Origin of the sequence: Teredinibacter haidensis (genome assembly GCF_014211975.1) — a bacterium.
In the GTDB taxonomy this organism is placed as follows: Bacteria; Pseudomonadota; Gammaproteobacteria; order Pseudomonadales; family Cellvibrionaceae; genus Teredinibacter; species Teredinibacter haidensis.
Map to the genome: position 1 here is coordinate 2,682,183 of NZ_CP060084.1, position 25,197 is coordinate 2,707,379.

28 protein-coding genes and 1 pseudogene are annotated in these 25,197 nt (G+C 49.1%); 13 read left to right on the forward strand and 16 right to left on the reverse strand.

Annotated features, from left to right (window positions below; all coding sequences use genetic code 11):
* Nucleotides 1-2 precede the first annotated feature (2 nt).
* The 7 genes from ispC to rpsB all read right to left on the reverse strand — a co-directional run bounded on the left by ispC (nt 3) and on the right by rpsB (nt 5,979).
* Entirely contained in the window at nt 3-1,181 is a 1,179-nt protein-coding gene (ispC, locus tag H5715_RS10515) for a 1-deoxy-D-xylulose-5-phosphate reductoisomerase (protein WP_075186722.1), read from the reverse strand.
* Nucleotides 1,181-2,014 carry a phosphatidate cytidylyltransferase gene (locus H5715_RS10520; RefSeq protein ID WP_075186723.1) on the reverse strand — a complete coding sequence of 278 codons (834 nt, stop codon included), beginning with the start codon at nt 2,012-2,014 and terminating at the stop codon, nt 1,181-1,183. The genes ispC and H5715_RS10520 overlap by 1 nt, the downstream gene beginning before the upstream one ends.
* On the reverse strand, nt 2,007-2,759 hold the full coding sequence (gene uppS / locus H5715_RS10525; RefSeq protein ID WP_075186724.1) for a polyprenyl diphosphate synthase: 753 nt from the start codon (nt 2,757-2,759) through the stop codon (nt 2,007-2,009). Before uppS ends, H5715_RS10520 begins: the two co-directional genes overlap by 8 nt.
* Nucleotides 2,760-2,805: 46 nt before the next feature.
* Nucleotides 2,806-3,363, reverse strand: a complete 558-nt coding sequence (gene frr, locus H5715_RS10530; RefSeq protein ID WP_075186725.1) for a ribosome recycling factor — start codon at nt 3,361-3,363, stop codon at nt 2,806-2,808.
* A gap of 4 nt (nt 3,364-3,367) precedes the next feature.
* On the reverse strand, nt 3,368-4,114 hold the full coding sequence (gene pyrH / locus H5715_RS10535; RefSeq protein WP_075186748.1) for a UMP kinase: 747 nt from the start codon (nt 4,112-4,114) through the stop codon (nt 3,368-3,370).
* Nucleotides 4,115-4,241: 127 nt separating this feature from the next.
* Nucleotides 4,242-5,114, reverse strand: a complete 873-nt coding sequence (tsf, locus tag H5715_RS10540) for a translation elongation factor Ts (protein ID WP_075186726.1) — start codon at nt 5,112-5,114, stop codon at nt 4,242-4,244.
* Nucleotides 5,115-5,229: 115 nt separating this feature from the next.
* Complete coding sequence (gene rpsB, locus H5715_RS10545; RefSeq protein ID WP_075186727.1) at nt 5,230-5,979, reverse strand: 30S ribosomal protein S2; 750 nt, start codon at nt 5,977-5,979, stop codon at nt 5,230-5,232.
* A gap of 324 nt (nt 5,980-6,303) precedes the next feature.
* Here rpsB and map point away from each other — a divergent pair.
* The 11 genes and pseudogenes from map to H5715_RS10600 form a co-directional block, all read left to right on the forward strand.
* Nucleotides 6,304-7,077, forward strand: a pseudogene (gene map / locus H5715_RS10550) (type I methionyl aminopeptidase); the annotation flags it as partial.
* Nucleotides 7,078-7,079: 2 nt separating this feature from the next.
* Nucleotides 7,080-9,794, forward strand: coding sequence for a [protein-PII] uridylyltransferase (locus tag H5715_RS10555; protein WP_075186729.1), 2,715 nt, complete (start codon nt 7,080-7,082; stop codon nt 9,792-9,794).
* Between the two features lie 14 nt (nt 9,795-9,808).
* Nucleotides 9,809-11,008, forward strand: a complete 1,200-nt coding sequence (dapC, locus tag H5715_RS10560) for a succinyldiaminopimelate transaminase (protein WP_075186730.1) — start codon at nt 9,809-9,811, stop codon at nt 11,006-11,008.
* A 12-nt stretch (nt 11,009-11,020) separates the two neighbouring features.
* Nucleotides 11,021-11,674, forward strand: a complete 654-nt coding sequence (gene nth / locus H5715_RS10565) for an endonuclease III (protein ID WP_075186731.1) — start codon at nt 11,021-11,023, stop codon at nt 11,672-11,674.
* A 282-nt stretch (nt 11,675-11,956) separates the two neighbouring features.
* Nucleotides 11,957-12,304 (forward strand): ArsC family reductase, encoded by a 348-nt coding sequence (locus H5715_RS10570; RefSeq protein ID WP_075186749.1) that lies wholly within the window; start codon nt 11,957-11,959, stop codon nt 12,302-12,304.
* Between the two features lie 70 nt (nt 12,305-12,374).
* Entirely contained in the window at nt 12,375-13,409 is a 1,035-nt protein-coding gene (dapD, locus tag H5715_RS10575; protein ID WP_075186732.1) for a 2,3,4,5-tetrahydropyridine-2,6-dicarboxylate N-succinyltransferase, read from the forward strand.
* 76 nt (nt 13,410-13,485) lie between these two features.
* Nucleotides 13,486-14,619 carry a succinyl-diaminopimelate desuccinylase gene (gene dapE, locus H5715_RS10580; RefSeq protein WP_075186733.1) on the forward strand — a complete coding sequence of 378 codons (1,134 nt, stop codon included), beginning with the start codon at nt 13,486-13,488 and terminating at the stop codon, nt 14,617-14,619.
* A 5-nt stretch (nt 14,620-14,624) separates the two neighbouring features.
* Nucleotides 14,625-15,104 carry a cyclic pyranopterin monophosphate synthase MoaC gene (gene moaC, locus H5715_RS10585; RefSeq protein ID WP_075186734.1) on the forward strand — a complete coding sequence of 160 codons (480 nt, stop codon included), beginning with the start codon at nt 14,625-14,627 and terminating at the stop codon, nt 15,102-15,104.
* A complete protein-coding gene (gene moaD / locus H5715_RS10590) occupies nt 15,094-15,357 on the forward strand; it encodes a molybdopterin converting factor subunit 1 (RefSeq protein ID WP_075186735.1) in 264 nt (87 codons plus the stop codon). Before moaC ends, moaD begins: the two co-directional genes overlap by 11 nt.
* Before the next feature lies 1 nt (nt 15,358).
* Nucleotides 15,359-15,799: a molybdopterin synthase catalytic subunit MoaE gene (gene moaE, locus H5715_RS10595; protein ID WP_075186736.1), complete on the forward strand. Its 441-nt coding sequence runs from the start codon at nt 15,359-15,361 to the stop codon at nt 15,797-15,799.
* A complete protein-coding gene (locus H5715_RS10600; protein WP_246434507.1) occupies nt 15,796-16,071 on the forward strand; it encodes a hypothetical protein in 276 nt (91 codons plus the stop codon). The genes moaE and H5715_RS10600 overlap by 4 nt, the downstream gene beginning before the upstream one ends.
* On the opposite strand, the gene H5715_RS10605 is transcribed toward H5715_RS10600, so the two are convergent.
* Nucleotides 16,052-16,858 (reverse strand): class I SAM-dependent methyltransferase, encoded by an 807-nt coding sequence (locus tag H5715_RS10605; RefSeq protein ID WP_075186737.1) that lies wholly within the window; start codon nt 16,856-16,858, stop codon nt 16,052-16,054. The genes H5715_RS10600 and H5715_RS10605 overlap by 20 nt on opposite strands.
* 802 nt (nt 16,859-17,660) lie before the next feature.
* Here H5715_RS10605 and H5715_RS10610 point away from each other — a divergent pair.
* On the forward strand, nt 17,661-19,730 hold the full coding sequence (locus H5715_RS10610; RefSeq protein ID WP_075186738.1) for a cellulose binding domain-containing protein: 2,070 nt from the start codon (nt 17,661-17,663) through the stop codon (nt 19,728-19,730).
* Nucleotides 19,731-20,300: 570 nt separating this feature from the next.
* Here the strand turns inward: H5715_RS10610 and H5715_RS20570 are convergent.
* Nucleotides 20,301-20,705, reverse strand: a complete 405-nt coding sequence (locus H5715_RS20570) for a DUF922 domain-containing protein (protein ID WP_075186739.1) — start codon at nt 20,703-20,705, stop codon at nt 20,301-20,303.
* Between H5715_RS20570 and H5715_RS10620 the strand changes: the two genes are divergently transcribed.
* The gene (locus H5715_RS10620; RefSeq protein WP_075186740.1) at nt 20,678-21,022 is read left to right on the forward strand and encodes a helix-turn-helix domain-containing protein; all 345 of its coding nucleotides are present in this window, start codon (nt 20,678-20,680) and stop codon (nt 21,020-21,022) included. The genes H5715_RS20570 and H5715_RS10620 overlap by 28 nt on opposite strands.
* 157 nt (nt 21,023-21,179) lie before the next feature.
* Here the strand turns inward: H5715_RS10620 and H5715_RS10625 are convergent, their stop codons facing one another.
* The 7 genes from H5715_RS10625 to H5715_RS20580 all read right to left on the reverse strand — a co-directional run bounded on the left by H5715_RS10625 (nt 21,180) and on the right by H5715_RS20580 (nt 24,963).
* Nucleotides 21,180-22,115 carry a hypothetical protein gene (locus tag H5715_RS10625; protein WP_075186741.1) on the reverse strand — a complete coding sequence of 312 codons (936 nt, stop codon included), beginning with the start codon at nt 22,113-22,115 and terminating at the stop codon, nt 21,180-21,182.
* Nucleotides 22,115-22,717 (reverse strand): RHS repeat-associated core domain-containing protein, encoded by a 603-nt coding sequence (locus tag H5715_RS20255; RefSeq protein WP_075186742.1) that lies wholly within the window; start codon nt 22,715-22,717, stop codon nt 22,115-22,117. The genes H5715_RS10625 and H5715_RS20255 overlap by 1 nt, the downstream gene beginning before the upstream one ends.
* A gap of 20 nt (nt 22,718-22,737) precedes the next feature.
* The gene (locus tag H5715_RS20575; RefSeq protein WP_221892403.1) at nt 22,738-22,818 is read right to left on the reverse strand and encodes a hypothetical protein; all 81 of its coding nucleotides are present in this window, start codon (nt 22,816-22,818) and stop codon (nt 22,738-22,740) included.
* Nucleotides 22,815-23,573 (reverse strand): REP-associated tyrosine transposase, encoded by a 759-nt coding sequence (locus H5715_RS10635; RefSeq protein ID WP_221892287.1) that lies wholly within the window; start codon nt 23,571-23,573, stop codon nt 22,815-22,817. Before H5715_RS10635 ends, H5715_RS20575 begins: the two co-directional genes overlap by 4 nt.
* Nucleotides 23,574-24,084: 511 nt before the next feature.
* On the reverse strand, nt 24,085-24,306 hold the full coding sequence (locus H5715_RS10640) for a hypothetical protein (protein ID WP_075187312.1): 222 nt from the start codon (nt 24,304-24,306) through the stop codon (nt 24,085-24,087).
* Nucleotides 24,303-24,773, reverse strand: a complete 471-nt coding sequence (locus H5715_RS20040) for a hypothetical protein (protein WP_221892288.1) — start codon at nt 24,771-24,773, stop codon at nt 24,303-24,305. The genes H5715_RS10640 and H5715_RS20040 overlap by 4 nt, the downstream gene beginning before the upstream one ends.
* Nucleotides 24,748-24,963, reverse strand: coding sequence for a transposase family protein (locus H5715_RS20580; protein WP_075187313.1), 216 nt, complete (start codon nt 24,961-24,963; stop codon nt 24,748-24,750). Before H5715_RS20580 ends, H5715_RS20040 begins: the two co-directional genes overlap by 26 nt.
* Between the last annotated feature and the right edge of the window lie 234 nt (nt 24,964-25,197).

The following is a 25,197-nucleotide window of genomic DNA, read 5'->3' on the forward strand; positions in this document are numbered from 1 at the left end:
TGCTAGCGGCTAAGTCGCGCTATAAATGACTGCGCACTCACGCGCGCTCGTTGGTCGGCATCTTTGACCACATCTAATGAATCTGGTTCGGTACTTTGCCAGGCATCTAAAACATCGGCTATTAATTCAGCTATCTGTGCAAAGCCTATTCGCTGATCCAGAAAAGCCTCCACTCCAACCTCGTTGGCAGCATTCAACGCGGTCGCAAAATCGCCACCTTGCTTCATCGCCTCAATGGATAACTTTAAACCAGGAAAGCGCTCAAAATCCGGCGCGCTGAATTCGAGGGCATTTAAGGTGAAAAAGTTCAATGATTCAACATTGGATGCAATCCGTTGCGGCCACCCTAGGCAATTAGCGATAGGAGTACGCATATCCGGTACGCCCATCTGTGCCAGCACCGAGCCATCAGCATACTCCACCATGGAGTGCACAATGCTCTGTGGGTGAATCACAATTTGTATATCCTCTGGTTGCGCTTTGAACAACCAGCAGGCCTCAATAAATTCCAGCCCTTTATTCATCATCGTGGCGGAATCGACAGATATCTTCTGGCCCATAGACCAGTTCGGGTGCGCGCAAGCCTGCTCAGGAGTTTTACTCGCCAACTCGACAAGTGGCGCTTCCCGAAAAGGGCCACCAGAGCCGGTAAGCAAAATACGGCGAATACCCGCCTGCTTCAGGGAAGAGTAGCCAACCGGCATACACTGAAAAATGGCGTTATGCTCGCTATCAACCGGTAACAACTCAGCGCTATACTTATCAACCGCATCGGTAAACAGCTTGCCACTCATAACCAGCGATTCTTTGTTGGCAAGTAAAACCCGCTTGCCAGCCCTCACCGCAGCCAAGGTCGAATCAAGGCCAGCGGCACCGACAATGGCGGCCACTACAACCTGAACATCATTGGCAGAGGCAATATCGATTAAGCCCTGCTCACCGGAAAGCACTTGCGTTTTGCTGCCCTGCGCTAACAGAGCGCTGCGCAATCGCCCAGCTGCAACTTCGTCATTCAACACCGCATAAACCGGTTTGAACGCCAAACACTGCCCCAGTATTAACTTATCCTGGCAGTTAGCACCCAGCGCATACACCGTAAAACGATCGGGGTGCGAACGAATCACGTCCAGCGTACTAACACCAATCGAGCCGGTTGAGCCCAGTACCGTTATCTGTTGCACTAACCTACCTTTACCGTCCACTGGGTTGAAAGGACCGCGAGCGCAAAAATAGGTGCGGCGGCGACAAGGCCATCGATGCGATCCATAAAACCACCGTGTCCCGGTAGCAAGGCACCACTGTCTTTTACACCTTGATGCCGCTTAACCATGCTCTCTAGCAGGTCGCCGAGTACAGAAACGAGCGCAGTAGGTAGTATGACGGCCACCAGCGCCAACCAGTTGCCATGAATAATGACAACATTGGCGACAGCCCCCAAAGCGAGCGCAAAACACAATCCGCCGACAACACCCTCCCAGGTTTTGCCGGGGCTGACATTTTTCGCCAGCTTGGTTCGACCAAATGCGCGACCGGTAAAATAAGCACCAATATCTGCTGCCGCGACCGTAAACACGGCCATCAGCACCAACCAGCTACCCGCAGGCTCAGAACGTAAATAAACCAATGCCAACCAGGCTGGAACCAATACAAACCACCCCATCACCAGGCGCACAGGGGTGGAACCCCAGATAATGGCGCTGGAGGGGTAACCCTGTACCCACAAAAGTGCGACAGCCCACCAGATCGAGGCCGCAATCAGCAGCGTCTGAAGATTTTGGTGATGCTCTGTCCACTGTAGAAACCATCCAATCAAGGCTCCACTCAAAGCGATAAAGGCCGTAAAAACAGCCCGTGAAAGGGGGGTTTTTAGGCCCGCCAGACCGGCCCATTCCCAGGCGGCAAGGCCCACGACCACACCTGCCAAACAGGTAAAATGAAGCCATGAGCCCAGAAACAGAATCGTAATAAATGGCACAACCAGTGCCACGGCAGTATAAACACGTTGTTTAAGCACGAGAGGCCTCTTTTACCAGCTGTTCCCCAGTTTTGCCAAAACGACGTTGGCGGCTGTAATAGTCCTGAACAGCCTCTTTTAACGCAGAACCGTCAAACTCAGGCCATAACAGATCCGTAAAATAAAGCTCGGCATAGGCTGCCTGCCATAAAAGGAAATTACTAATACGGTATTCACCACCGGTACGAATAAGCAGATCTAAAGGAGGAAGGTCTGAAGTACTGATATTGTCAGAAAGCGCCTCTTCGGTAATATCCGCTGGTGCGATCTCACCCATAGCCACCTTCTGCGCGAGCTTCTGAGCAGACTGAGCGATATCCCAGCAACCGCCATAATCCGCAGCAATAACCAGTGTAGCCTCACCACTGCAAGCAATGGATTCTGCTTCTTCAATCGCTCGCAGCAGCTTTTTATCAAAGCGTTCGCGGCTGCCAATCACACGCAGGGCAACACCTTCGCTGGCGAGCTTACGCGCCTCTTTTTTCAGATAACTGTAAAACAACCCCATCAGGGCTTCGACTTCTTTGGGCGGGCGACGCCAATTCTCACTGCTAAACGCAAATACCGTCAGAGCGTCGATACTCTCTTCTCGACACGCACCCAAGACATCCCGAATGCGCTCGACACCGGCCTTATGGCCAGAAATACCCTGGCGTCCCTGCTGTTTAGCCCAGCGATTATTACCATCCATAATAATGGCGACATGGCGCAACGGGTGGGGATTTAAATTTTCGGTTACATTCATAATTCAAGCGGAAAAACGCCCGGCGCTACAACGACCGGGCAGGATTTTAGATTTCCATCAAATCCTTTTCTTTTACAGCCAGAGCTTTATCCACTTCAGCAATAAATTTATCGGTAGTCTTTTGAATTTCATCCTGGGCACGACGATCATCGTCTTCGCCAATCTCTTTATCCTTTAGCAGATCTTTTATGTGAGAGATCGCGTCGCGACGAATATTGCGAACAGAAATACGAGCATTTTCAGCCTCGTTGCGCGCCTGCTTGATATAGCCTTTACGCGACTCTTCGGTCAGTGCGGGCATGGGTACCCGAATCAACTCCCCGGTAGTCACAGGGTTTAATCCCAAACCAGATTTCATGATCGCCTTTTCAATTTCCGGCACCATGGACTTTTCCCAAGGGCTAAGAGACAGGGTGCGAGCATCCAACACCGAAACATTAGCCACCTGAGACAACGGCGTTGGGTTGCCGTAATAATTCACTGAAACGCTGTCCAGAATACTCGGGTGAGCGCGACCAGTACGGATCTTGTTAAAGTTTACGCCCAGTACTTCTACGCTTTTTTTCATACGCTCTTCGGCGTCATTTTTTATATCATTCAACATTGCTTTACGCCTCTTCTTTTTCTTTGGGGCCTTCGATAAGAGTTCCCTCTTCCTCACCCACAATAATACTCAGCAGCGCGCCCTGCTTTGTCATCTTAAAAACACGTACCGGCATACCGTGATCCTGACAAAGGCATATGGCGGTAAGATCCATAACACCAAGCTTGTCCTGCATCACTTTATCGTAGCTCAGAGTATCGTAGCGGGTAGCCGTCGGATCTTTTACTGGATCGGCGGTATACACACCATCAACCTTGGTCGCCTTCAACACTATCTCAGCCTCGACCTCGATAGCTCTCAAGCAAGCAGCAGAATCGGTGGTAAAGAAAGGGTTGCCCGTACCGGCAGAGAAAATAACCACTTCGCCATTTTCCAGCAGTCGCATCGCTTTGCGGCGATCGTACTGATCGGTAACACCGTGCATGGGAATTGCGGACATAACCGTAGAAGATATATTGGATCGTTCCAGAGAGTCGCGCATAGCCAAGGAATTCATCACTGTGGCCAGCATACCCATATGGTCGCCCGTTACGCGATCCAGACCAGCTTTGCTCAGTGCGGCGCCGCGAAAAAGGTTGCCTCCACCAATAACCAGACCAACCTGAACACCAATACCCACCAGCTGACCAATTTCCAGCGCCATCTTATCGAGCACTTTGGGATCGATGCCGAAGCCCTCATCCCCCATTAACTGCTCACCACTTAACTTCAGCAGAATTCGTTTGTACTTCCGATCGCGCCCGCTTGACATAAACCCCATCTCCCAACTTGCACTCTAGGTTCCGGCCCAGGGCCGACCAAATAAATTCGCGAGAGTTTAACAGAAAAAAGGCGGGAGTTGCGTCCCGCCTTTCTTATTCTGGTACACCTTGCAGCGATTAGGATTTAGATGCCGCTACCTGGGCAGCAACTTCTGCTGCGAAGTCTTCTTCTTTCTTCTCGATACCTTCACCAACCTCATAGCGAACGAAGCTAACAGCCTCTGCGCCGCCAGCTTTAACCAAAGCGCCAACAGTCTGGTCTGGGTCTTTAACGAAAGGCTGCTCAACCAAGCTGTTCTCTTTCAGGAACTTGTTGATACGGCCAGTCATCATTTTTTCAACGATCTGCTCTGGCTTGCCTGCCATATCTGGCTGAGCTTTAATAATTTCTTTCTCTTTGTTAACCAGGTCTTCAGACATATCGGACGGATTAACAACCTGCGGATTCACTGCAGCAACATGCATGGCAACGTCTTTGGCCAACTCAACAGTACCGCCAGACAGCTCAACCAAAACCGCAATGCGATTATTTGAGTGAACGTAAGCACCCACCACACCGTTAGCAGCTTCAACCAGCTGAACACGACGGATATTGATATTTTCACCGATTTTCTGTACCAGCGCCTGACGGGTATTCTCCATCTCGTCGTCTAAAATTACGCCCACGCTCCCGGCTTTGGCGGCGAAGGCCTTGTCAGTTACAGAGCTAACGAATGCTAGGAAGCCGTCATCACGAGCAACAAAGTCAGTCTCGCTATTAACCTCAACCACAACACCATAACTGCCGTCTTCGGCAATCTTAGCCGCTACAACGCCTTCAGCAGCTGTACGATCAGCTTTCTTGGCAGCTTTCAAACCAGAGGCCTTGCGCAGATTTTCTATCGCCAGTTCGATGTCGCCGTCCGTTTCAACTAGTGCTTTTTTACACTCCATCATACCCAGACTGGTACGCTCGCGGAGTTCTTTTACCAAAGTAGCAGTCACAGCCATCTTAATAATCCTCAACTTGTCACGTTTAAATGTTAAAAAAGGGGAGCATAGCCCCCCTTTATGAATTTAACTGCCAGCTGGCAACGCTATTTGCACTGGCAGACACCGGGGTAGATTAACCCTCGGCTTTACCTTCTTCTGCAGCAACCTCAACAAACTCACCTTCAGTAACGGCGGCAGAACCCTCTTTGATACCGTCAATGCAGGCATCAGCAGCGGCAGCTACGTACAACTTAACCGCACGGATCGCATCGTCGTTACCAGGGATAACATAGTCAATACCGATAGGGTTACTGTTGGTATCTACCACGCCGATAACGGGGATACCCAGCTTGTTAGCTTCCTGAATCGCAATACGCTCGTGCTCAACATCGATCACGAACAAAGCGTCGGGCAGACCGCCCATATCTTTAATACCACCAATAGACAGCTCAAGCTTGCCCATAGTACGGGTACGCATCAGCGCTTCTTTCTTGGTCAGCTTCTCGAAGGTACCATCTTTGCTCTGAACTTCCAGCTCGCGGTAGCGACGGATAGAGGCACGGATGGTTTTGTAGTTGGTCAACATACCACCTAACCAGCGGTTGCTCACATAAGGCATACCTGAACGCTCAGCCTGCTCTTTAATGGTTTTTTGAGCGGCGCGCTTAGTGCCTACAAAGAGAACTTTTTTCTTCTGGCTGGCCATTTTTTGGATAATAGCCAAGGCTTCGTTAAACGCTGGAACGGTGTGCTCCAGGTTAATAATATGGATTTTGTTACGGGCGCCGAAAATATATTGACCCATTTTCGGGTTCCAGTAACGGGTTTGGTGACCGAAGTGGACACCGGCTTGCAGCATATCGCGCATGCTTACTGTAGGCATATTCATTTTTCCTGTATCGGGTTAGGCCTCCACATACCCCACCGACCAACTGCTTCCAGCGCATGGCTGTTACAGCACCCAGGCGGGTGTGACGGTATATGTGCGACTTTAATTAAAGGTTAATCCGGCCAAAGAAGTTAGACTCCATATGGCTGGGCGCGCTTTATACCACAGAAGACCAAAAACTTAAACCCAAAGGTCTCGATTCAGGTGTTAATGACTCTCAATCGTGCTGTGCCCGTCCGATTGGTTTAGAATAGGCGGCTTTTACGACAGCTTCGTGAAGGGCGTGCCGCCCACAAACACCTAAAGAGACATAGTGCAGTTATGGCCGTATCCATCAAAACCCCAGAAGACATCGAAAAAATGCGCATCGCGGGCCGTATGGCCGCCGAAGTGCTGGAAATGATCGGAGAGCACGTCGTGGCGGGAGTGACCACAGCAGAGCTGGATCGCATCTGTCACGACTATATAACCATCACCCAGCAGGCCATTCCCGCGCCGCTTAACTACAAGGGCTTCCCAAAATCCATCTGCACCTCTATCAACCATGTGGTGTGCCATGGAATACCGTCGGAAAAGAAGACCCTGAAAAACGGCGATATCCTCAATATCGACATTACCGTTATTACCGGTGGTTACCACGGTGATACCAGTAAAATGTTTATGGTTGGCCAAGTCGCTCCCCACGCCCACCGGCTCTGTAAAATTGCCCAGGAGTGCCTCTATAAAGGTATCGAAATGGTAAAACCCGGATGCCGCCTAGGCGACATCGGCGCGGTCATCCAGCAGCACGCAGAAAAAAGCCACTGCTCTGTTGTGCGCGACTACTGCGGCCACGGCATTGGCAAGGTCTTCCATGAAGATCCTCAAGTCTTGCACTACGGCACCGCTGGAACCGGCATGATACTCAGAGAAGGTATGACCTTTACCATCGAACCCATGATTAACGCCGGAAAATACCAAACCAAACTCAAAGGCGATGGCTGGACAGTAGAGACCCGCGATGGTCGGCTGTCTGCCCAGTGGGAGCATACACTGGCCGTAACCGCTAGCGGCGTTGAGGTAATGACGGCGCGTAAAGAGGAATCGTTTTAATAATGGCCAAAACAGATGTAGCGCCAGAGATCCCCTATTTTCCCTGCCAGCCGATATTCTTTAACCAAAGCCGATTCCGTCTCGATCTGGAAAAGGGGCCGGTCATTACCGTATTTAAAGATGCTATCTTTGGTGTAAACGAGCACTTTAATACACGCTTCGCTGAAGGCAACGAAATCCGTGACCTTATTGCCGAACGCGCCACCTTTATTGACCTGATCCTGCACTACGCCTGGCACCAATACCGCTGGGACAACGATATAGCCCTTATTGCCGTCGGCGGATACGGGCGCGGCGAACTGCACCCAAAATCCGATATCGATCTACTGATTCTGCTCGACAACAAAGCCGCAAAGAAATACAACGACCAGCTGCAAGTCCTAGTAACACTGCTCTGGGATATCGGCCTCGAAATTGGCTGCAGCGTTCGCTCCATGAAAGAGTGCGCAAAAATTGCAAAGGACGATATTACCGTTGCCACCAACCTGATCGAAGCTCGGCGACTAGCGGGCAACGACAAGCTCCGCGACCAGCTTCAAGTTCTCACCGGTCCAGACTACATGTGGCCGGCAGACAAGTTCTACAAAGCCAAGCGCGAAGAACAGCAGGACCGGCACGCCAAGCACAACTATACCGAGTACAACCTCGAACCCAATATTAAAAACGCCCCCGGTGGCCTGCGCGACATTCAAACCATCAACTGGGTCGCCAAACGCTATTACGCCGTACCCACCATAAGCAAACTTGGCGGCATGAATTTTTTCACCGAACAGGAATACGCCATTTTACGCCATGGTGAAGCCTTCTTATGGCGCGTACGTTATGGCGTTCACATGCTTTCCGGGCGAGCAGAAGAGCGCCTGCTATTTGAACACCAGCGGGAGCTGGCGAAATTATTCGGCTATGAAGACGATGACAGCCACCTGGCCGTAGAAAAATTTATGCGCGATTACTATCGTGCGGTTCTCGCTCTGCGCGAGCTGAACGATGTACTACTGCAACATCTGGGCGAAGTCATTTACGCCCATAAAAACCGCCACAAAATCACCCCCATAAACGACCGTTTTCAGCTGCACGACGATTTTATCGAAGTCACTCGCAACAGCGTATTCGAAGAAACCCCCAGCGGACTGCTGGAAATATTCTTAATCATGGGCAACAACCCCCAGATTAAAGGTGTCAGGCCACCCACCATCCGGCTCATTCGTGAAAGCCGCGCCTTGATAGACGACAGATTCCGCAACGATCCCGTTAACAAACTGATGTTTATCGAACTGTTTAAAATGGAAAACGGTCTGGTAAAACAACTGCGCCGCATGAGCCGATACGGGGTTCTCGGTCGCTACCTACCCGCGTTTGGAAAAATAACCGGGCAAATGCAGCACGACCTCTTTCACCGCTACACGGTGGATGCACACACATTACTCGTGATTCAAAACCTGCGCGAATTCCGCCACCCCGAAGCGGAAAAACAATTCCCGATTGCCGCGCACATTATGAAAAAGCGCCAGCATTTAAACCTGCTCTACCTCGCCGGTTTATTTCACGACATAGGCAAAGGTCGGGGTGGCGACCACTCGGTACTAGGCGCTCAGGATGCCATCCAATTTGGTGAGCAACACGGCCTGCGCGGTAAAGACACGCGCCTCGTTGCCTGGCTGGTCGAAAAACATTTGCTGATGTCCTACGTATCGCAGAAAAAAGATATCTCCGATCCAGAAGTCATTCACGACTTCGCTCTAGAAATGGGCGACCAACGCCATCTCGATTATCTCTACACGCTCACCGTTGCCGATATGTGCGGCACCAATCCCGACATCTGGAACACCTGGCGCGCAAGCCTAATGCGACAACTGTATATGGATACCCGGCGCGCACTGCGTCGCGGCCTGGAAAACACCATCGACAAACAGGAAACCATCGAAGAAACGCAACAGTGGGCGCTGGCAAAACTCAGCGATAAAAATATCAACGAAACCGATGCGCGCGCCGTCTGGGCAGACCTGGGCGATGAATATTTTATTCGCGAATCACACCTCGATATTGCCTGGCAAACAGAAGCCATTATTCATCACCAAAGCGAGCAGCCCATTATTCTTATTCGCGAGACCACCTCGCTAGAATTCGAAGGCGCAACCCAGATTTTTGTTCGCGCAAAAGACGACCAACACATCTTTACCGCCGTCGCCAACTGCTTAGCCTCTCAGCAGCTGAATATTCAAGATGCAAGGCTTTACTCATCAGCCGATGGCTACACCGTCGATACTTTTTATGTGCTCGACGAAAATGATCAGCCCATTGGTGACAACCCAGAACGCTACCAAATAATATTGGATTCTCTACACGAAGAATTAATGCTACTGGACGACTACTCAGACGTCGTGCGCCGCCGAACACCAAGAGCACTCAAACAATTTGCCATCCCCACCACCACCAGCATTAGCAATGACATTGCCAGCGGTTGTACCGTGCTGGAAGTTATCAGCCCAGATAGAACCGGGCTTCTGGCAACAATTGGTCAAGTGTTTATGGATCACAATATTCAGCTGCAAAACGCCAAAATCTCCACACTCGGAGAGCGTATTGAAGACATATTTTTTATTACCGATACCAACGGCAGCCCGCTCGGCAACGCACAACAGTGTGACGAACTGCAAACTGCGATTTGCTCCAGCCTGGATCAACACGTAGAAAAAGACCTTGCCGCTTGGCAGTAATACCGGAACCCCACATGAACCCATTGCTACAACAATTGCAGCCGTACCCGTTCGAAAAACTCAACGAGATAAAAGCGGGTATCAACCCTCCTGCAGAGCTGGAGCACATCGCCCTCTCAATAGGTGAACCCAAACATCAACCACCGCAATTTGTTTTAGACGAACTGCACGCACAACTGCCGCGCGTCGTGAACTACCCCAGCACCAAAGGGCTACTCACGCTGCGGGAAACAATCGCAGAGTGGGCAAGTACACGCTTTCGATTGACCGCCAATAGCCTCAGCGCAGAACACCATATACTGCCCGTCAACGGCACCCGTGAAGCCTTATTTGCCTTTGTACAAGCCAGTATCGACAACACTACCGGCAACGCAAAAGTGCTAATGCCCAACCCCTTCTATCAAATATACGAAGGCGCGGCACTGCTGGCCGGTGCGCAGCCCGTTTTTCTAAACTGCACAAAAGAAAACAACTACCAGCCAGATTACGACAATATTGACGAGAAAACCTGGCAGGATTGCCAGCTGCTGTTTATCTGCACACCGGGGAACCCAACCGGCGCCGTTATGAGCATTGAACAGCTACAGGCCTTAATTCACCTCGCCGACAAATACGATTTTATTATCGCCAGCGACGAGTGCTACTCCGAACTCTATTTCGACGAAAGCACACCGCCTCCCGGACTATTGCAAGCCTGCGCCGAAATGGGCAGAGACAACTATGAACGCTGCGTGGTCTTCCACAGCTTGTCGAAACGCTCCAACCTCCCCGGCTTGCGCTCAGGTTTTATCGCCGGAGACAAAAACCTTATTGCACCGTTTTTTCAATACCGAACCTACCACGGCTGCGCCATGCCCATTCAAACGCAGCTAGCCAGCAGTGTTGCCTGGCAAGACGAACAACACGTAAAAGCCAATCGCGAGCTTTACCGCAAAAAATTTACCCGCGTCATCGACACACTGGGAGATAACCTGGAAGTAGAACAGCCGGAAGCCAGCTTTTATTTATGGGCAAAAACCCCCATCAGCGATACCGCGTTTGCCCAAAAATTATTTGCTGAATGCAACATTACCGTATTGCCCGGCAGCTTCCTCGCTCGCGATACCCGCAACGGCAACCCCGGAAAAAATCGTATCCGCATGGCGCTGGTCGCGTCACTGGAAGAATGCGAACAGGCCGCGCTGCGGCTGCACGACTTTTGCCAACAGTTTTAACGCGATAACACCATGCTAAAACAACAACGCGTTACCTATATTCTTTCAGAGCTGCAAAAGCGCTACCCCAATCCGCCTATTCCACTCGACCACAGCGATACCTACACCCTACTGGTGGCGGTATTACTTTCAGCACAGTGCACCGACGAGCGCGTCAACCAGATAACACCAGCGCTCTGGCAACTGGCCGACAATTGTTTCGATATGGCCAAGCAAGACGTTGACGAAATTAGAGCGATTATTCGACCGTGTGGCCTATCGCCACAAAAATCCAAAGCGATAAAAAAACTGTCCGAAATACTGGTCGAAGAACATAACGGCGAAGTACCCAACGATATGGAAGCACTGGAAAGGCTACCGGGCGTAGGCCATAAAACCGCAAGCGTTGTTATGTCCCAGGCATTTGGCGAACCGTCCTTTGCTGTCGACACCCACATCCACCGTCTCGCGCAGCGCTGGGGATTAACCAACGGAAAAAACGTTACGCAAACCGAAAAAGATTTAAAACGTTTATTCCCCAGAGAAAGCTGGAACCACCTCCACCTGCAAATTATTTACTACGGCCGCGAACACTGCTCTGCAAGAGGCTGCGATGGAACCGTATGCCCCATTTGCACAACCTGCTACCCCAACCGAAAAAACCCCAAGGTCACTAAAAAAGCCTAAAAACTGTCTACTGCGCACAACAAAGAGCGTTTTAAATTTTCTATCGGAAGCTCGGCGCTGTGCGCCAAAATCAGGCTCGCGACCCACGCTAAAACCACAGTGCCTAACACCAACCACTCCAACTTACCTTGGCCAAACGTTGCGCTAGCTCAATCCGTAGACCAACCATATAAAAACTTAGATAAATCTCGCTTATGGCTAATGAACTACCACCCCCAATTTGCTATGCTACGGCCTCGAAAATTGGCTACAAAACCGACACTTATTGACCGATTAAAACGTATGGCAATCACCCTTTACGGCATAAAAAACTGCGATACCGTGAAAAAAGCTCGCAAATGGCTCGAGCAACACCATATCGAACACCAATTCCACGACTTTCGGGCGGACGGCCTAGAAGCAACCAAATTGTCCGGATGGCTAAAAGAGCTGGGTAGCGAAATGCTCATCAACAAACGCAGCACCACCTGGAAACAATTGTCAGACGCCGAAAAGGAAAAAATCCTGGCCGGAGATGCCCTCGACATCGCTCTGGCACAACCGACACTGATAAAACGCCCGGTACTCGAAACACCCACCGGCGTAATTGTCGGCTATAGCGAAAAATCCTATACCGAAAAACTGAATTAGCTTGCCGTTTTACGAAGCCGTTACCTTTTGTTTTTCCCACTTTTAAAACTTGATAACTAAGGACTCACAGATGACCAAACTCTACAGTCTCGGCCTGGGTGTTGGCACCCAGAACAGTAAAGGCGAATGGCTGGAAGTCTTCTATCCCAAACCTATATTGAACCCAGAAGACGCGGTTGCGACAGCTTTTATCGACACCCTTGGGTACACCGGCGGCAATGTCGCCATCGACCTGGAGCTGTCCAAAATCGATGCCCTCACCAGCGCATTGAAAAATGTCGGCGCAGAAGAACTGGCCAGCCTGTGCACAACACTGCGCTCCAGCACTCGCCCCGTTGTTGTCACACTGCTAGACAGTGATGCCGCGCCAAGCTCCGTACCGGAAGGCTACCTCAAGCTGCAACTGATCTCTCACCGGCTGGTAAAACCCCACGGCACAGACCTGACCGGCCTGTTCGGCGTACTACCTAACGTAGCCTGGACCAACGAAGGCGCGATCGATATAGAAGAGCTTGCCGATCGGCAGCTACAAGCGCGTATTGCCGGCAAACTACTCAGCGTCGATTGCGTGGACAAGTTCCCCAAAATGACCGACTACATCGTTCCCCAGGGCGTTCGAATAGCCGATACCGCCCGCGTTCGCCTCGGCGCTCACATTGGCACCGGCACCACCATCATGCACGAAGGCTTCGTTAACTTTAACGCCGGCACACTGGGCACCAGCATGGTAGAAGGCCGCATATCCTCCGGCGTAACCGTAGGTGAAGGCTCCGACCTCGGCGGCGGCTGCTCGACAATGGGCACCCTTTCCGGTGGCGGAAAAGTCGTGATCTCGGTTGGCAAAGAAAGCCTTATTGGCGCCAATGCCGGTACCGGTATCCCACTGGGAGATCGCTGCATTATCGAATCCGGCCTCTACATTACTGCTGGCACCAAGCTCACCCTACTGGACGAAAAAAACCAGCCCGTTGAAACCGTTAAAGCACGCGACCTGGCAGGAAAGAGCGATCTACTGTTCCGCCGTAATTCCATGACCGGCGGCGTAGAATGCAAAACCAACAAATCGGCTATCGCGCTTAACGAAGAGCTGCACAAAAACAACTAACCCCCCCCGTTTAGCTCCCCCCTACCCAAGAGCGTACCATTCCGGTACGCTCTTCTTTTTTCTGGACACTGCCTTTATGACATCTGCCACACTCCAACTCGCCTGCGACCTTATCCGCAAAGCGTCCATAACGCCGGAAGATGACGGTTGCCAACCGTTAATGATCGAACGCCTAACCGCGATTGGCTTTAAAATCGAAAACCTGCGCTTTGACGATGTGGATAATTTCTGGGCCATTCGCGGCGACAGGGGGCCAATACTCGCCTTTGCCGGCCACACAGATGTTGTTCCCAGTGGCGACCTCAAGCGCTGGGACACCCCGCCCTTCGAGCCCACAATAAAAGACGGCATGCTCTATGGGCGCGGCGCCGCCGATATGAAAGGCAGCCTTGCCGCCATGGTAACCGCTTGCGAAAACTTTATTGCCCAACACTCAAACCACAAAGGTCGCATCGCCTTTTTAATTACCAGTGACGAAGAAGGCATTGCCGCAAACGGCACCGTTAAAGTCATCGAATGGCTGGAACAGCAAAACGAAAAAATCACCTGGTGCTTAGTGGGCGAACCGTCCTGCACCCATAAGCTGGGAGACACCATTAAAAATGGTCGCCGCGGCTCACTGGGCTGCGAACTCACCGTAAAAGGAAAGCAAGGCCATGTGGCCTACCCGCACCTGGCGAAAAACCCTATACACATGGTATCGCCGGCACTCGCCGAACTGGCAGCAGAACAATGGGACAACGGCAACGAATTTTTCCCGGCCACCAGCTTTCAAGTGTCCAACATTAACAGCGGCACCGGTGCCACCAACGTTATTCCAGGCGAAGCCCATATTGTATTTAATTTCCGCTTCTCCACCGAAACCACCGATAGCGAATTAAAAGCGCGCGCCGAAGCCATATTAAAAAAACACCAGCTCGACTACGACATACACTGGCACCTTTCCGGCCAACCATTTCTGACCGCTGCCGGCGACCTAGTGGATGCCGCCGTTAACGCCATTAAAAAAGTCGCCAATATAGAAACCGAACTCTCAACCTCTGGCGGCACCTCCGACGGACGCTTTATCGCCCCAACCGGTGCACAGGTATTAGAGCTGGGGCCACTGAATGCCACCATCCACCAAGCCAACGAAAGCGTTTCGATAAAAGATTTAGATTCACTCAGCGAAATGTACCAACAAATTCTAATAGAACTTTTGGCCAACTAAAAAACATGACATCACTCACACACCTAAACGAAAAAGGCGAAGCTCACATGGTCGACGTGGGTGGCAAGAACATCAGCCACCGCGTAGCCACCGCGCGCAGCACCGTAAAAATGCTGCCCGAAACCCTGGCGATGATCACCGAAGGCACGCACAAAAAAGGTGATGTCTTTGCCGTAGCCCGCATTGCGGGCATTCAGGCGGCAAAAAAATGCAGCGATTTAATTCCACTCTGCCACCCGCTAATGCTCACAAAAATCGCCGTAGACATACGTGCAAACAGCGAACAAAACACCGTAATAATCGAAGCGACCTGCCAACTGGACGGTAAAACCGGAGTGGAAATGGAAGCACTTACGGCAGCGTCTGTAGCGGCACTCACCCTTTACGACATGTGTAAAGCCGTCGATAAAGGCATGGTGATATGCGAAACAAAACTACTGAAAAAAACGGGCGGAAAATCGGGAGACTGGCAAATTGAACGCTAACAACAGCATTAAGCTCTTGTACTTCGCCAGCCTCGGCGAACAACTGGGCCTGAGCGAAGAAGCGTTTCCGCTAACCCAGGCCTGCAGCGTTCAACAACTGTGCGAGCAACTCAGCGAGCGCGGCCCGCAATGGAAAGAACTGCTCGGCGCCACAAAAATCAAATGCGCCGTAAACCACACCATCAGCAACCAACAGCAACAGATCAAGCCAAACGATGAAGTCGCTTTTTTTCCGCCGGTAACAGGAGGCTAAGGTGATCCGTATACAAACCGAAGACTTCGACCACAACAACGAATACCAAGCGCTACGCAAACACGGCAGCAGCGGTGCTGTTGTCACCTTTACCGGCCTGGTACGCGACTTTGCCACAGCAGAAAACAGAAGCAGCCTTTTCGAACTGCAACACTACCCCGGCATGACCGAAAAAGTACTGAAAAAAATAGAACAGCAAGCAAAAGAAAAATGGGCACTGCAGGCAAGCACCATTATTCACCGGGTAGGAAAGCTACACAGCGGCGACCAAATAGTCTTTGTCGGTGTCAGCAGCAAACACCGACAAAACGCCTTCGCCGCCTGCGAATTTATAATGGACATACTCAAAACCCAAGCCCCCTTCTGGAAGAAAGAAGGCCAACACTGGGTAGACGCAAAAGAAAGCGACCAACACGCCGCCGAACGCTGGCTAAGCCCGTGACACGCTTCACCTGGCCGGCAATAAAAGAACTGCTCGGCAAACACTACTCCGCGCCACTGGAACAAACCTTTAAACAATTTCGTGCCGGAGTAATCTTCTTCACCGTGGGGCTCATTATTATCTACCTCGCCAACACCGCAATGCCTCAATCCGCGAAGCAGGAATTAATCATTCTGCTGGGGCTGATCATTACCGGTTGCGGTTTTATGGTAGCCATGCTCGCCCATATTCGAATGATCATCAGCCGCGCCGTTAAGTTTCTGAAGAAATAATCTCAAACGCCTTTAACGGATAAATATCAAAGCGATTGGATTTCCCCAGCAACTGATAACCCGGCTCCCTGGCCGCTAAAAACGGCGCCACCTTCGGTCGCTTAACCACCACACGATTTTCCGCCAGCGCTAACGCAGGCTCCAGCAGGCCATCTGCGTCATTGTCTGAACCGACAACATCGTGAAAAAACTGCATCTCCTTTTTCACCTCAGCGCTTTTCCGTCTCTGCGGAAACATCGGGTCGAGATACACCACCTGCGGCCTCTCCAAGCCCTTTTGCGCCAGCAACGCAAGACTATCGCCCTCGAGCAACGTCATACGATCGACAATCTCCAGCAGCTCGGCATCGCCATCCTCGGCAAACAACCTGGCCCGCCGCAAGCCATCCTGCAACAACATACGTACCACCGGTGAGCGCTCAACCATCGTGATACTGCAGCCCAGAGAAGCCAACACAAACGCATCGCCGCCCATACCCGCCGTTGCATCCAACACCCGAATACCCCGGGCTTTATTTAAACCCACCGCCTTGGCGATAGACTGCCCCTTACCACCGCCATATTTTCTGCGGTGGGACTGAGCACCCTCGGCAAAATCGACATAACTACTAACAGTCTTCTTTCCCATCTTATGCCGCAAACAGATGGTATCTTCGCCAAACACAAGCTCGTACTCAGCCCGCGTCCCTTCGCCATCGCAAAAAAACTCAAAGCCGTTTTCACGGGCAAAAGCCACGGCCGTATCGAAAAAAACCAAGCGCTTTTCACAAACAACACACACACTCATAAATGGGCTAAACCTCTACTATCGTCGCAGCGCCACAACAGCGTATTTACGACCACTTTACAAAAACCAAGTCTGTACACCTAGGGCAGCGACTTACCCACCGCTACCCCCTGGCACGGGAATTATGCCACAAGACTGTCATATGCTCAGAAAATTCCTGTCTTGCAGCGATAACGATATCACTAAGCCCGCCGGATCGACTGGCGCCTATAAACAGTCACCTGAAACCCGAAACCAAAGCGCGGTGAAATTTTCGCAAACAAAAAACCGAACCCCCATCACCAGCAGCAACCGATTTTAAACGAAAGCACAATACAGCGACCGGCGACAAGAAAAGACGATTACATTCCAACGCCTAAATAAAAAAACAGGCGAAGCCCATCACCCTCAAAACGCCCACATAAATATTAATCAACAACATGAACACTAAATTTCAATTTTATGACAAACATTAACCACCTACATTTGTAAAAAATGGCGCTCAACAATAGAAAACTTTCGCGAATTAAACTACCTCTAAAAAAAATTCCCCAGGCAGTTGAAAAAACACTGGCAGAAGCGCAGACTTTTATCTCAAAGAATTAGAACATTGGCTCGTCTCAACAATAATTACGACAGACAGTTAAGTGTTGCGCCAAAAAACCACATATCTATTTAGCCTTAACCTATTTTTATTACCACCCAGGAAATTCTTGTCGCGCGAATAACGGCGCTCCTATTGTTATTCTCGCTACTCGATGTTCATGTTTGCGAAATCGTACTTAGTTCTCATCTTATTACCAACAATAAAAGAGGAATCATTATGCGACACCTAAAATACAGCTGTATTTTACAACGGGCTGGCACCTCACCCATTATTAAAATAAATAAACATAAAGCATTGCTTTCGCGTATCTTTTCCACTGCCGTGCTATTTTCAGTTTTGTTTGGCTCTGCACTCAACGCACACGCACTATCGTGTTCAACCTCCAACAATATTTGGAATAGCGGTTATGTTATCCTCGTAACCGTAAACAACGATAGCAGCTCTGACATTAGCGCATGGGAAGTGACATTAGACTATGCCCAAAGCACCGGCATTACGAATTGGTGGGGCGCCACCCTCGCAGCGGGGGGTAATACAATAGTGGCGTCAAATATGAGCTGGAATGGAAATTTGTCTGCGGGCCAAACGACAACATTTGGCATACAGGGAACGCATAGCGGTCAGTTTGCAGCGCCCGTATGCACAACGAATCAAACCGTAACTCCGACTCCGACACCGACACCGACTCCGACTCCGACTCCCACGCCCACACCGAGTAGCTCCAGCTCCAGCTCCAGCTCCAGCTCCAGCTCAACCTCCAATTCAAGCTATAGCTATGGCTCTAGCTCTAGCCCAAACACACAACTTCCCGAACCGACACCTGTGGCAGACCCAGAAATTGGTGAAGACGAAACCTACTTCTACCTAAGCTATGACGACTCCGCGAGCACTGCGCCGAGAGACCTGACATTTGCGGCGCTTGCGAATGGCGTTGTTCCCGATCCCTCATACGGACGTGCCTATGAATTTTTAAATGCGGAAACATTCGATCATTTTTCCGCTGAACAAGTCGATCCGTTTGTAATATCAATGGGCTTAATGCAAGTACCTCAATCGGAAATCCCCATCAGTATTGACTACGAAGGCAGCATGTACGCGCTGGGCGCCAACGTTAGCGGCCCCACACTCACAAAAGAAGACCGTAAAAATGTCGTATTAACCCTGCTCTTAGATATTTCAGGATCTATGCGAAGCGCTTACGCAATTGAAACCCAGTCGGATCTATCGACACTACTCGACGTTGCCAAACATGGGCTCACGCAAATTACTTCGAGCCTAAAAGACGGCGACATATTGAACCTGGTAACCTTTGAAACATACGCCGAGATCGTATTAACCGATTGGGCTTACGACCCCGATTCGTCAACCTACGGAGATGCCGTTAGCAGCGTGAACGCAACGGGCACCACCAATCTGAATGCCGGTATTGAGCTTGCGTACGAAGTAGCAAATGTTAGCTATGATGCAACCAAGGCAAACCGCGTAATCATATTGACCGACGCCTACGCAAATACCGGCCAAATAGATCCAGACATTATTGCGAACCACACCGTTATCAACGGCCTAGAGGGCATTTTATTTTCAGGTATAGGAATTGGCTCCAACTTTAATGAAGCCTTTTTAAATGAACTCACCGACATAGGCAAGAGCACCTACTCGGCAATGGTCACCCCCACCGACGCAGAACGCATTTTTACCGAAGGGTTTATGCGCTTTGTTGATCACGCCGTTGAAAACATTCAATTCCGCGTAGACTACCCCCAAAGTTTAGACCAACTAAAATCCGCAGCGGAAGAAGTTTCAACAGATCCAGACGCAGTCTCCACCGTCAACTACGCATACAACAGCTCACAATTTTTCTTGGAGCTATTCAGTAGCAATGTAGAAGTTGATACAAGCGAAACCATCACACTCACCGCAAGCTTCGATAGTGAAAATGGCGAAACAGAAACGGTTACCGTAGAAAAAACGCTCGCAGAATTAATGGCCGAAAGCTCCGACCAAATTTATTCCGCAGCAGCCGTAACCACCCTTGCCGACCTGGTTGCCGGTAAAATTGAATGTGAAACGGCTCTAAATAGCGGCCTATACGCACAGGATATTGATTCAGCAATATTCAATACCTATATCTCGGCCATTACCGACTACTGCTGGCTTCAGTCTACGACTCCCACCCCAGTCCCCACCGATGGGCCCTATACCAGTAGCTCCAGCAGCTCCAGCAGCTCCAGCAGCTCCAGCAGCTCGAGTAGTTATAGTAGCTCTTCAGCCAACGCTGGAATATAAAACGTAACGGCAGTACCTAGTGCAGCCAACAATGGTGCCCCTCCAAACCCTTTTGGGCTTTGGGAGGGGTTATCAACAGAGTGGAATGAGCGTTAAAGTTAAAGCATTAGCCGCTGCCAGCGAATAAAGGATATGCTTACCACGAAAAACACACTATTCCAACTCAATCCTTCTATACGCAAATAACAACGCACTTAAGAATTAACTCCAGCATAAAGGCCCATTACTGCAACGGATTAAACGTGTGATACCTGTTAGTTCAAAACCTCTGCAACATTAACCTCATACGTTCTATACCATTTTTTTCTTACCTAAACATTGAGCCTTTCTATGTTCAGATTTTTTATGCCACTTTTCAATATGCACTCTTGAAGGCCAGAATGAAACTGCAACTTTGTATCGCCTTCAGCGCAAGATAAAAATTCTATACATTCGGAATCTAATTTTCTTATTGTGGCGGCAAAGATAACGACATACCTTCAGCGAGATAATCCTTTATAAGGATTAACGGCTCAACAAGGGTAAGGCCGAAGGTTCAGACGCTGAGCGCCGGTGTTTTTTTAGATGTTATCAATAAGTATCTATCGAATCGTCTTCCGTTTCTCCGTAATCAGTTCTTCGGTCGTACGACTTATCAATGTCAGAAAGCTTTTTCAAAAGACCGCGCCCTAATTGATCCACTTTATTTTCACGTAATTTACAGTGCGTCTCGGCTGGCAGACTAGCAATCCCACTCTCTATTTTTTCAACAGTTACTGTATTATTTCTGTGGCCCGGTTTGTGGCGCAATAAATTTGGATACCAATTGTGAAAAATACTCTTTACGTTTTCCGGGGCAGGCCCCAGCCAATACCCTGACCGGGTGATGTAGTTAAAGCTGTGTGCGCTTAAGTAAGTGCCATTCGGGTCTGCCCCCGCGTAGTACTTCGATTTTTTTGATGCTTCCCATGGAATTTGTACAAAGACTGATAACACTACGTAAAGAGCGTGGATTAACCCAACAGGCTCTAGCCAACGCGATTGAGTTACACGTAAATCAGATTAAACGGTACGAGGCGGGTACAGCCCAACCTACCCTAGATACACTGGTTCGACTGGCTAAGGAACTACATACCACATTGGATGATTTGGTATTTGGAGAAGATCACCGCAGCCCTGAAGATGATTTAAAGCTGCAATTTGAAGCATTAAGCCAATTTGATGAGAACGAGCGGATGGTCGTTAAAAAACTGCTGGAAAGTTTGATATTAAAACACAACGCTAAACGCGCCTTTGCCGATAAGCTCGCATAAAAATTCCATTGCAGATCACTCCACAAAGGCTTCGATTAATTTAATTGGGGTCTGTCCCCTATTATTTTAGTCTTGCTTATCGTGCCTGTCCTATTAGTGTTCCCTGGGCGTCCCACTATTTGGTCCCGCTAAATATTGCATTCACTCATGATCTAAATCAATGGAGTCTGCCCCCTTCAATTTGCAAAACCCATGGGCACAAATATGATATTTTTATAATACTTTCATTGTGGGCGCTAGAAACCTGCTCTAAGGGCTCTTTTTCAACCAGTTCAGAGATCTCATCATAAGATTTCACTAACCCCGAATAATACACATATGATGAGCTATCTTCACCCCATTGCTTTGCTATTTCGGCTTGATAATATATAAGCTCTCTCCAGCCATATACCCAACAATCTTTGCCACCCAACAAGTAAAGATGTGTTTTTTCTAAAAACTTTGCAGCATCCAAGTAGTCTTCTGCGACTATGGTCAACTCAGCCAACCGCAAATACGCTTTAATGTAGCCAAGTCGAACGGAAGAAAGATTACTATCTTGCCGATCTAAATAGTCTACCCAATGAAGCAAAATATCTTTGACCTTTGATGAATCATCAGACAGTAGATAAAGCCGACTTATTTCATCAACAAGAGATTCTGCTAGGGCTTCACTCGGCCCGAGAGTTAAGATCACCTCCAATGCGTTAGCTGATTCAATAAACTTTCCATCCCTTTCATATAACCGACTTTTTTTAATAAACAAATCACCAACGATGAATATAAATTTATCTGACATCAACAAAGGAGGTTCGAGATACAGCGCCAACTCATCAACACACACAATAAAATTAGTGTCAGCCTTAGATCGGCATTCCGCGGCTAGGATCTTTAGCGCCCCAATATGGCACTCACTAATTCCTGGAATCTCGGAAGACTCCAGAATCTTTTTTAAATCTTTCTGCGTTAGTTTTGAGTCAAATCTGCATAAAGCCTGCAACTCAAGATCATCAGGTGCAGACAATGGCTTTATCACTAAAATATCGCCAAAACACGATTGCATGACAACAAAAGAAAGTACAAAGACGGAAAATCTTATTATTAACTTGTCCATTATTTTTGCGCAATCATTGCTTTGAACCTGCTTCTAACTTTTCGATATCCTTGAACAGTTATTGTTCTCCTGCTACTAAAATTACTGATACGTATAGTCGTGGTGCCTTCAGTAACGACATGCGACCCACTTTCATTTGTGGCACCTGATCTACTGAAAGTTTCTGTACCCTTAACTTTCGCCACTCCAGACGAATAAACTGTAGCACCTCCCTCCATCACTTCTACCGAGGCTTTAGCTGTTTTATCTGAAGACACATTGACATTTATATCACCTCCAACTCCATCGACTTCTACGGTCATTTGCGTACCCGGCTGAATTTCAGCCGGACCAAATTCGTCGTACTCATTAACCGATTGATCAAATTGCCCGTCAGGTAAACTGTCTCCACCAGGAGGGTTTTGAGGATCGTAATCTTCAAACTCTTGGTCTGATGAATTCCCAAACACACTAACATCATAACAAGCATAAGCAGTACTACCGGCGCACGCGCTTTCCATGCCTGTTGGGTCGATCAAATTCATGGGATCATTCCCCACATAAGCATAAAGATTCATTTGATCCTCATACCCAATCGGATCGGTTTGCAAGAACCGCCCCATATCAGGGGGTATGCCTGGGGTCAAGTCTTGCCTTTTGCCTTTCTTAATATCCTGCTGACCCGTGAATAATGCAAACCAAAGTGCTCACCTATTTCTTTCATGCTATAGCCGCCACTGGCGTACGCTTGGCTGATGGCGGTATTCCGGTCTGCTTCGGCAGCTTCGTACCAGGCGAGAGGTTTTGGTGCAGCACGCCGCTGGCTTGATGGTATTTCTGACAGCTCTTTGCTGCCGTCAATAAGCTGCTGCATCTGTTCAACAAACCCAGATATACCTGGTTTTTTAGCGTTCCCCACAGAGAGGGCTGGCCTTTACCTTGGCGAACAAAGTCTTTATAGGCAGTTATGGCGCGTGTTTTCTGATGCCCAAATGCCGCGAGCAGCCATTCGGTCTGCAACCCGCCGGTCTCTTTGGCCTGGCCGATGGTGGCGCGGTAGCTACTCCAGGGCCAATCTTTTGCGTGTCGCACCATACCCGCACGCACGGGGTTAAGAACAATATAACGGGCCACCTCCAATAAATAACCATTTTTATCAACCAGGATTGCTTTATAACGTCCTTGAAAGACATGCCCGAAGCGGGTGTGGTTGTGGTTAAAGCGCTGTGTATACACGCCATTAAGATGGCGCATACCTTTGGAAAGGTTGGCATCAGGCGTTTCAATCAAAAGATGGTAGTGATTCGACATCTGGCAGTAGGCATGACACACCCAGTTGTATCGGTCACAGGCTTCAGTCAAAACCGCGAGAAACAGCTCACGGTCTTTATCCGTTAAGTAAATATCTTCACGCCGATTTCCGCGCGAGGTGATGTGATAAAGCGCACCAGCAAACTCCAAGCGTAGAGGTCTGGCCATAATCTTTGCCTGTTTTATCAACTATTGGATAAATCGAAACCTACTCCAGCGGTAGGCAAAAGGCAAGACTTGACCCCATTCTTCTTATCATTGCTGGCTTGCTTTCAATTTTTATACTTCCACAGGCACTTCACTACGGCTTTAAATCATACTTAAATGCTCAGGGATACACTTATTGTGAATTCAACTCACAACAATGGCTACATGTTGACTCGCTTGAATACAGAAATGATGGCAAATGTCGAAAGGAGTAGTGTTTCATCTCTACATCTACAACTAGAGAGCCACATTACTGCCAATCAGAAAGGCTTTTTAGTCGCCCCACTGCCAAACCTGATCCTATGCCCACCCTTGTGTAGCCCTTGAGTAAGGAAGAGGTGCCGTTGTTTCTCTGGGCTTGATATACCAGTCTCTTTACAATACACGTCGAAAATGTCCGGCTCAGCGATGACATAGCCATCGACTGTCGCCGTAATATGATCACCGTACCGACCAGAATCAATCGCTTTCTTTAACCATTGCCGTATGCACGATCCATTGCTCTGTCAAACATCTCTCGATCAAAGTCACAAAGTGAACTCGCATTTCTATCTTTTCGACCACAAAAATTTTCGCCAATTTCTATTGTCGCCATTTGTAAAAACATGGCATAAAGGCATAAAGGCATAAAGGCATAAAGCATATCTCGCGCTTCTTGTTTGTCATATTCACTGATATCGACAACATCATTCACCTGTTTTCCAACGCTGGTAGCAACACTTTCAGCGTACTCTTCGGTCGGACTAATTCCATACGGACAATTATTAGGCGGTTTCCCAATGGAGCCCACACAATCGTCATCCGGAGCATACAAGGATACGATCTGGTAAGTGTGGTATTTAGTGAGTCAATGCGGGGCACGCTATAAACGACTCGACGAACCTCTATGGTGGATGATCGAGTAACCTTGAGATTCAGCGCTTGGTAGTTTACGGCTTGATGTTTGGGCAAGCTTTGTAGGGCTTGCTTTTCTTCGATAAAACGACTGTGTGACCGGCGATTGAGCTTTTCGACCACGCGATCAATAAAGGTCTGGTAGGCTTCGATTTTGTCAACGTCGTTGCTTTGTCGGAGCTTTAGTTGCTGGGATATTCGACGTTTTAATGATCCGTTCGCGCACTCCACAACACCATTTTCATGGGATTCGCCTAGGTTGCACATGCTTTCTTAACAGATCTTGTTTTGATTCGGCAAAATATACAAAGTCTTGCCACGTTTCCACACCGAAAATTGAACCACTAAAAACAATTAACAAGATATCCGGCAAGGCATGGAGTTTTTGTCGGTCAATTCGTGGATCTTCGAGTGAATGAAAGTAATTTAATAGATCTGGCAGGTTTTTTTGGGTCATGTCTCAGCCTGGTATCATATTTTATTGTCACCAATGATACGATATGGGCTTAAGAAATACGACTGCGTTCATTTATTGTGCAATTTAAGTGGGGCAGCCCTGATTGAGATACTTAGTACAGAACCTCTTTATCTCCGCCTGAGCATACCCACGACAATCAGTTCAAGAATTCAATTACATCCTTAAGTATGTACGAGGCATTAAGCCGCTTGCTTAAAGGATATATAAAAATGA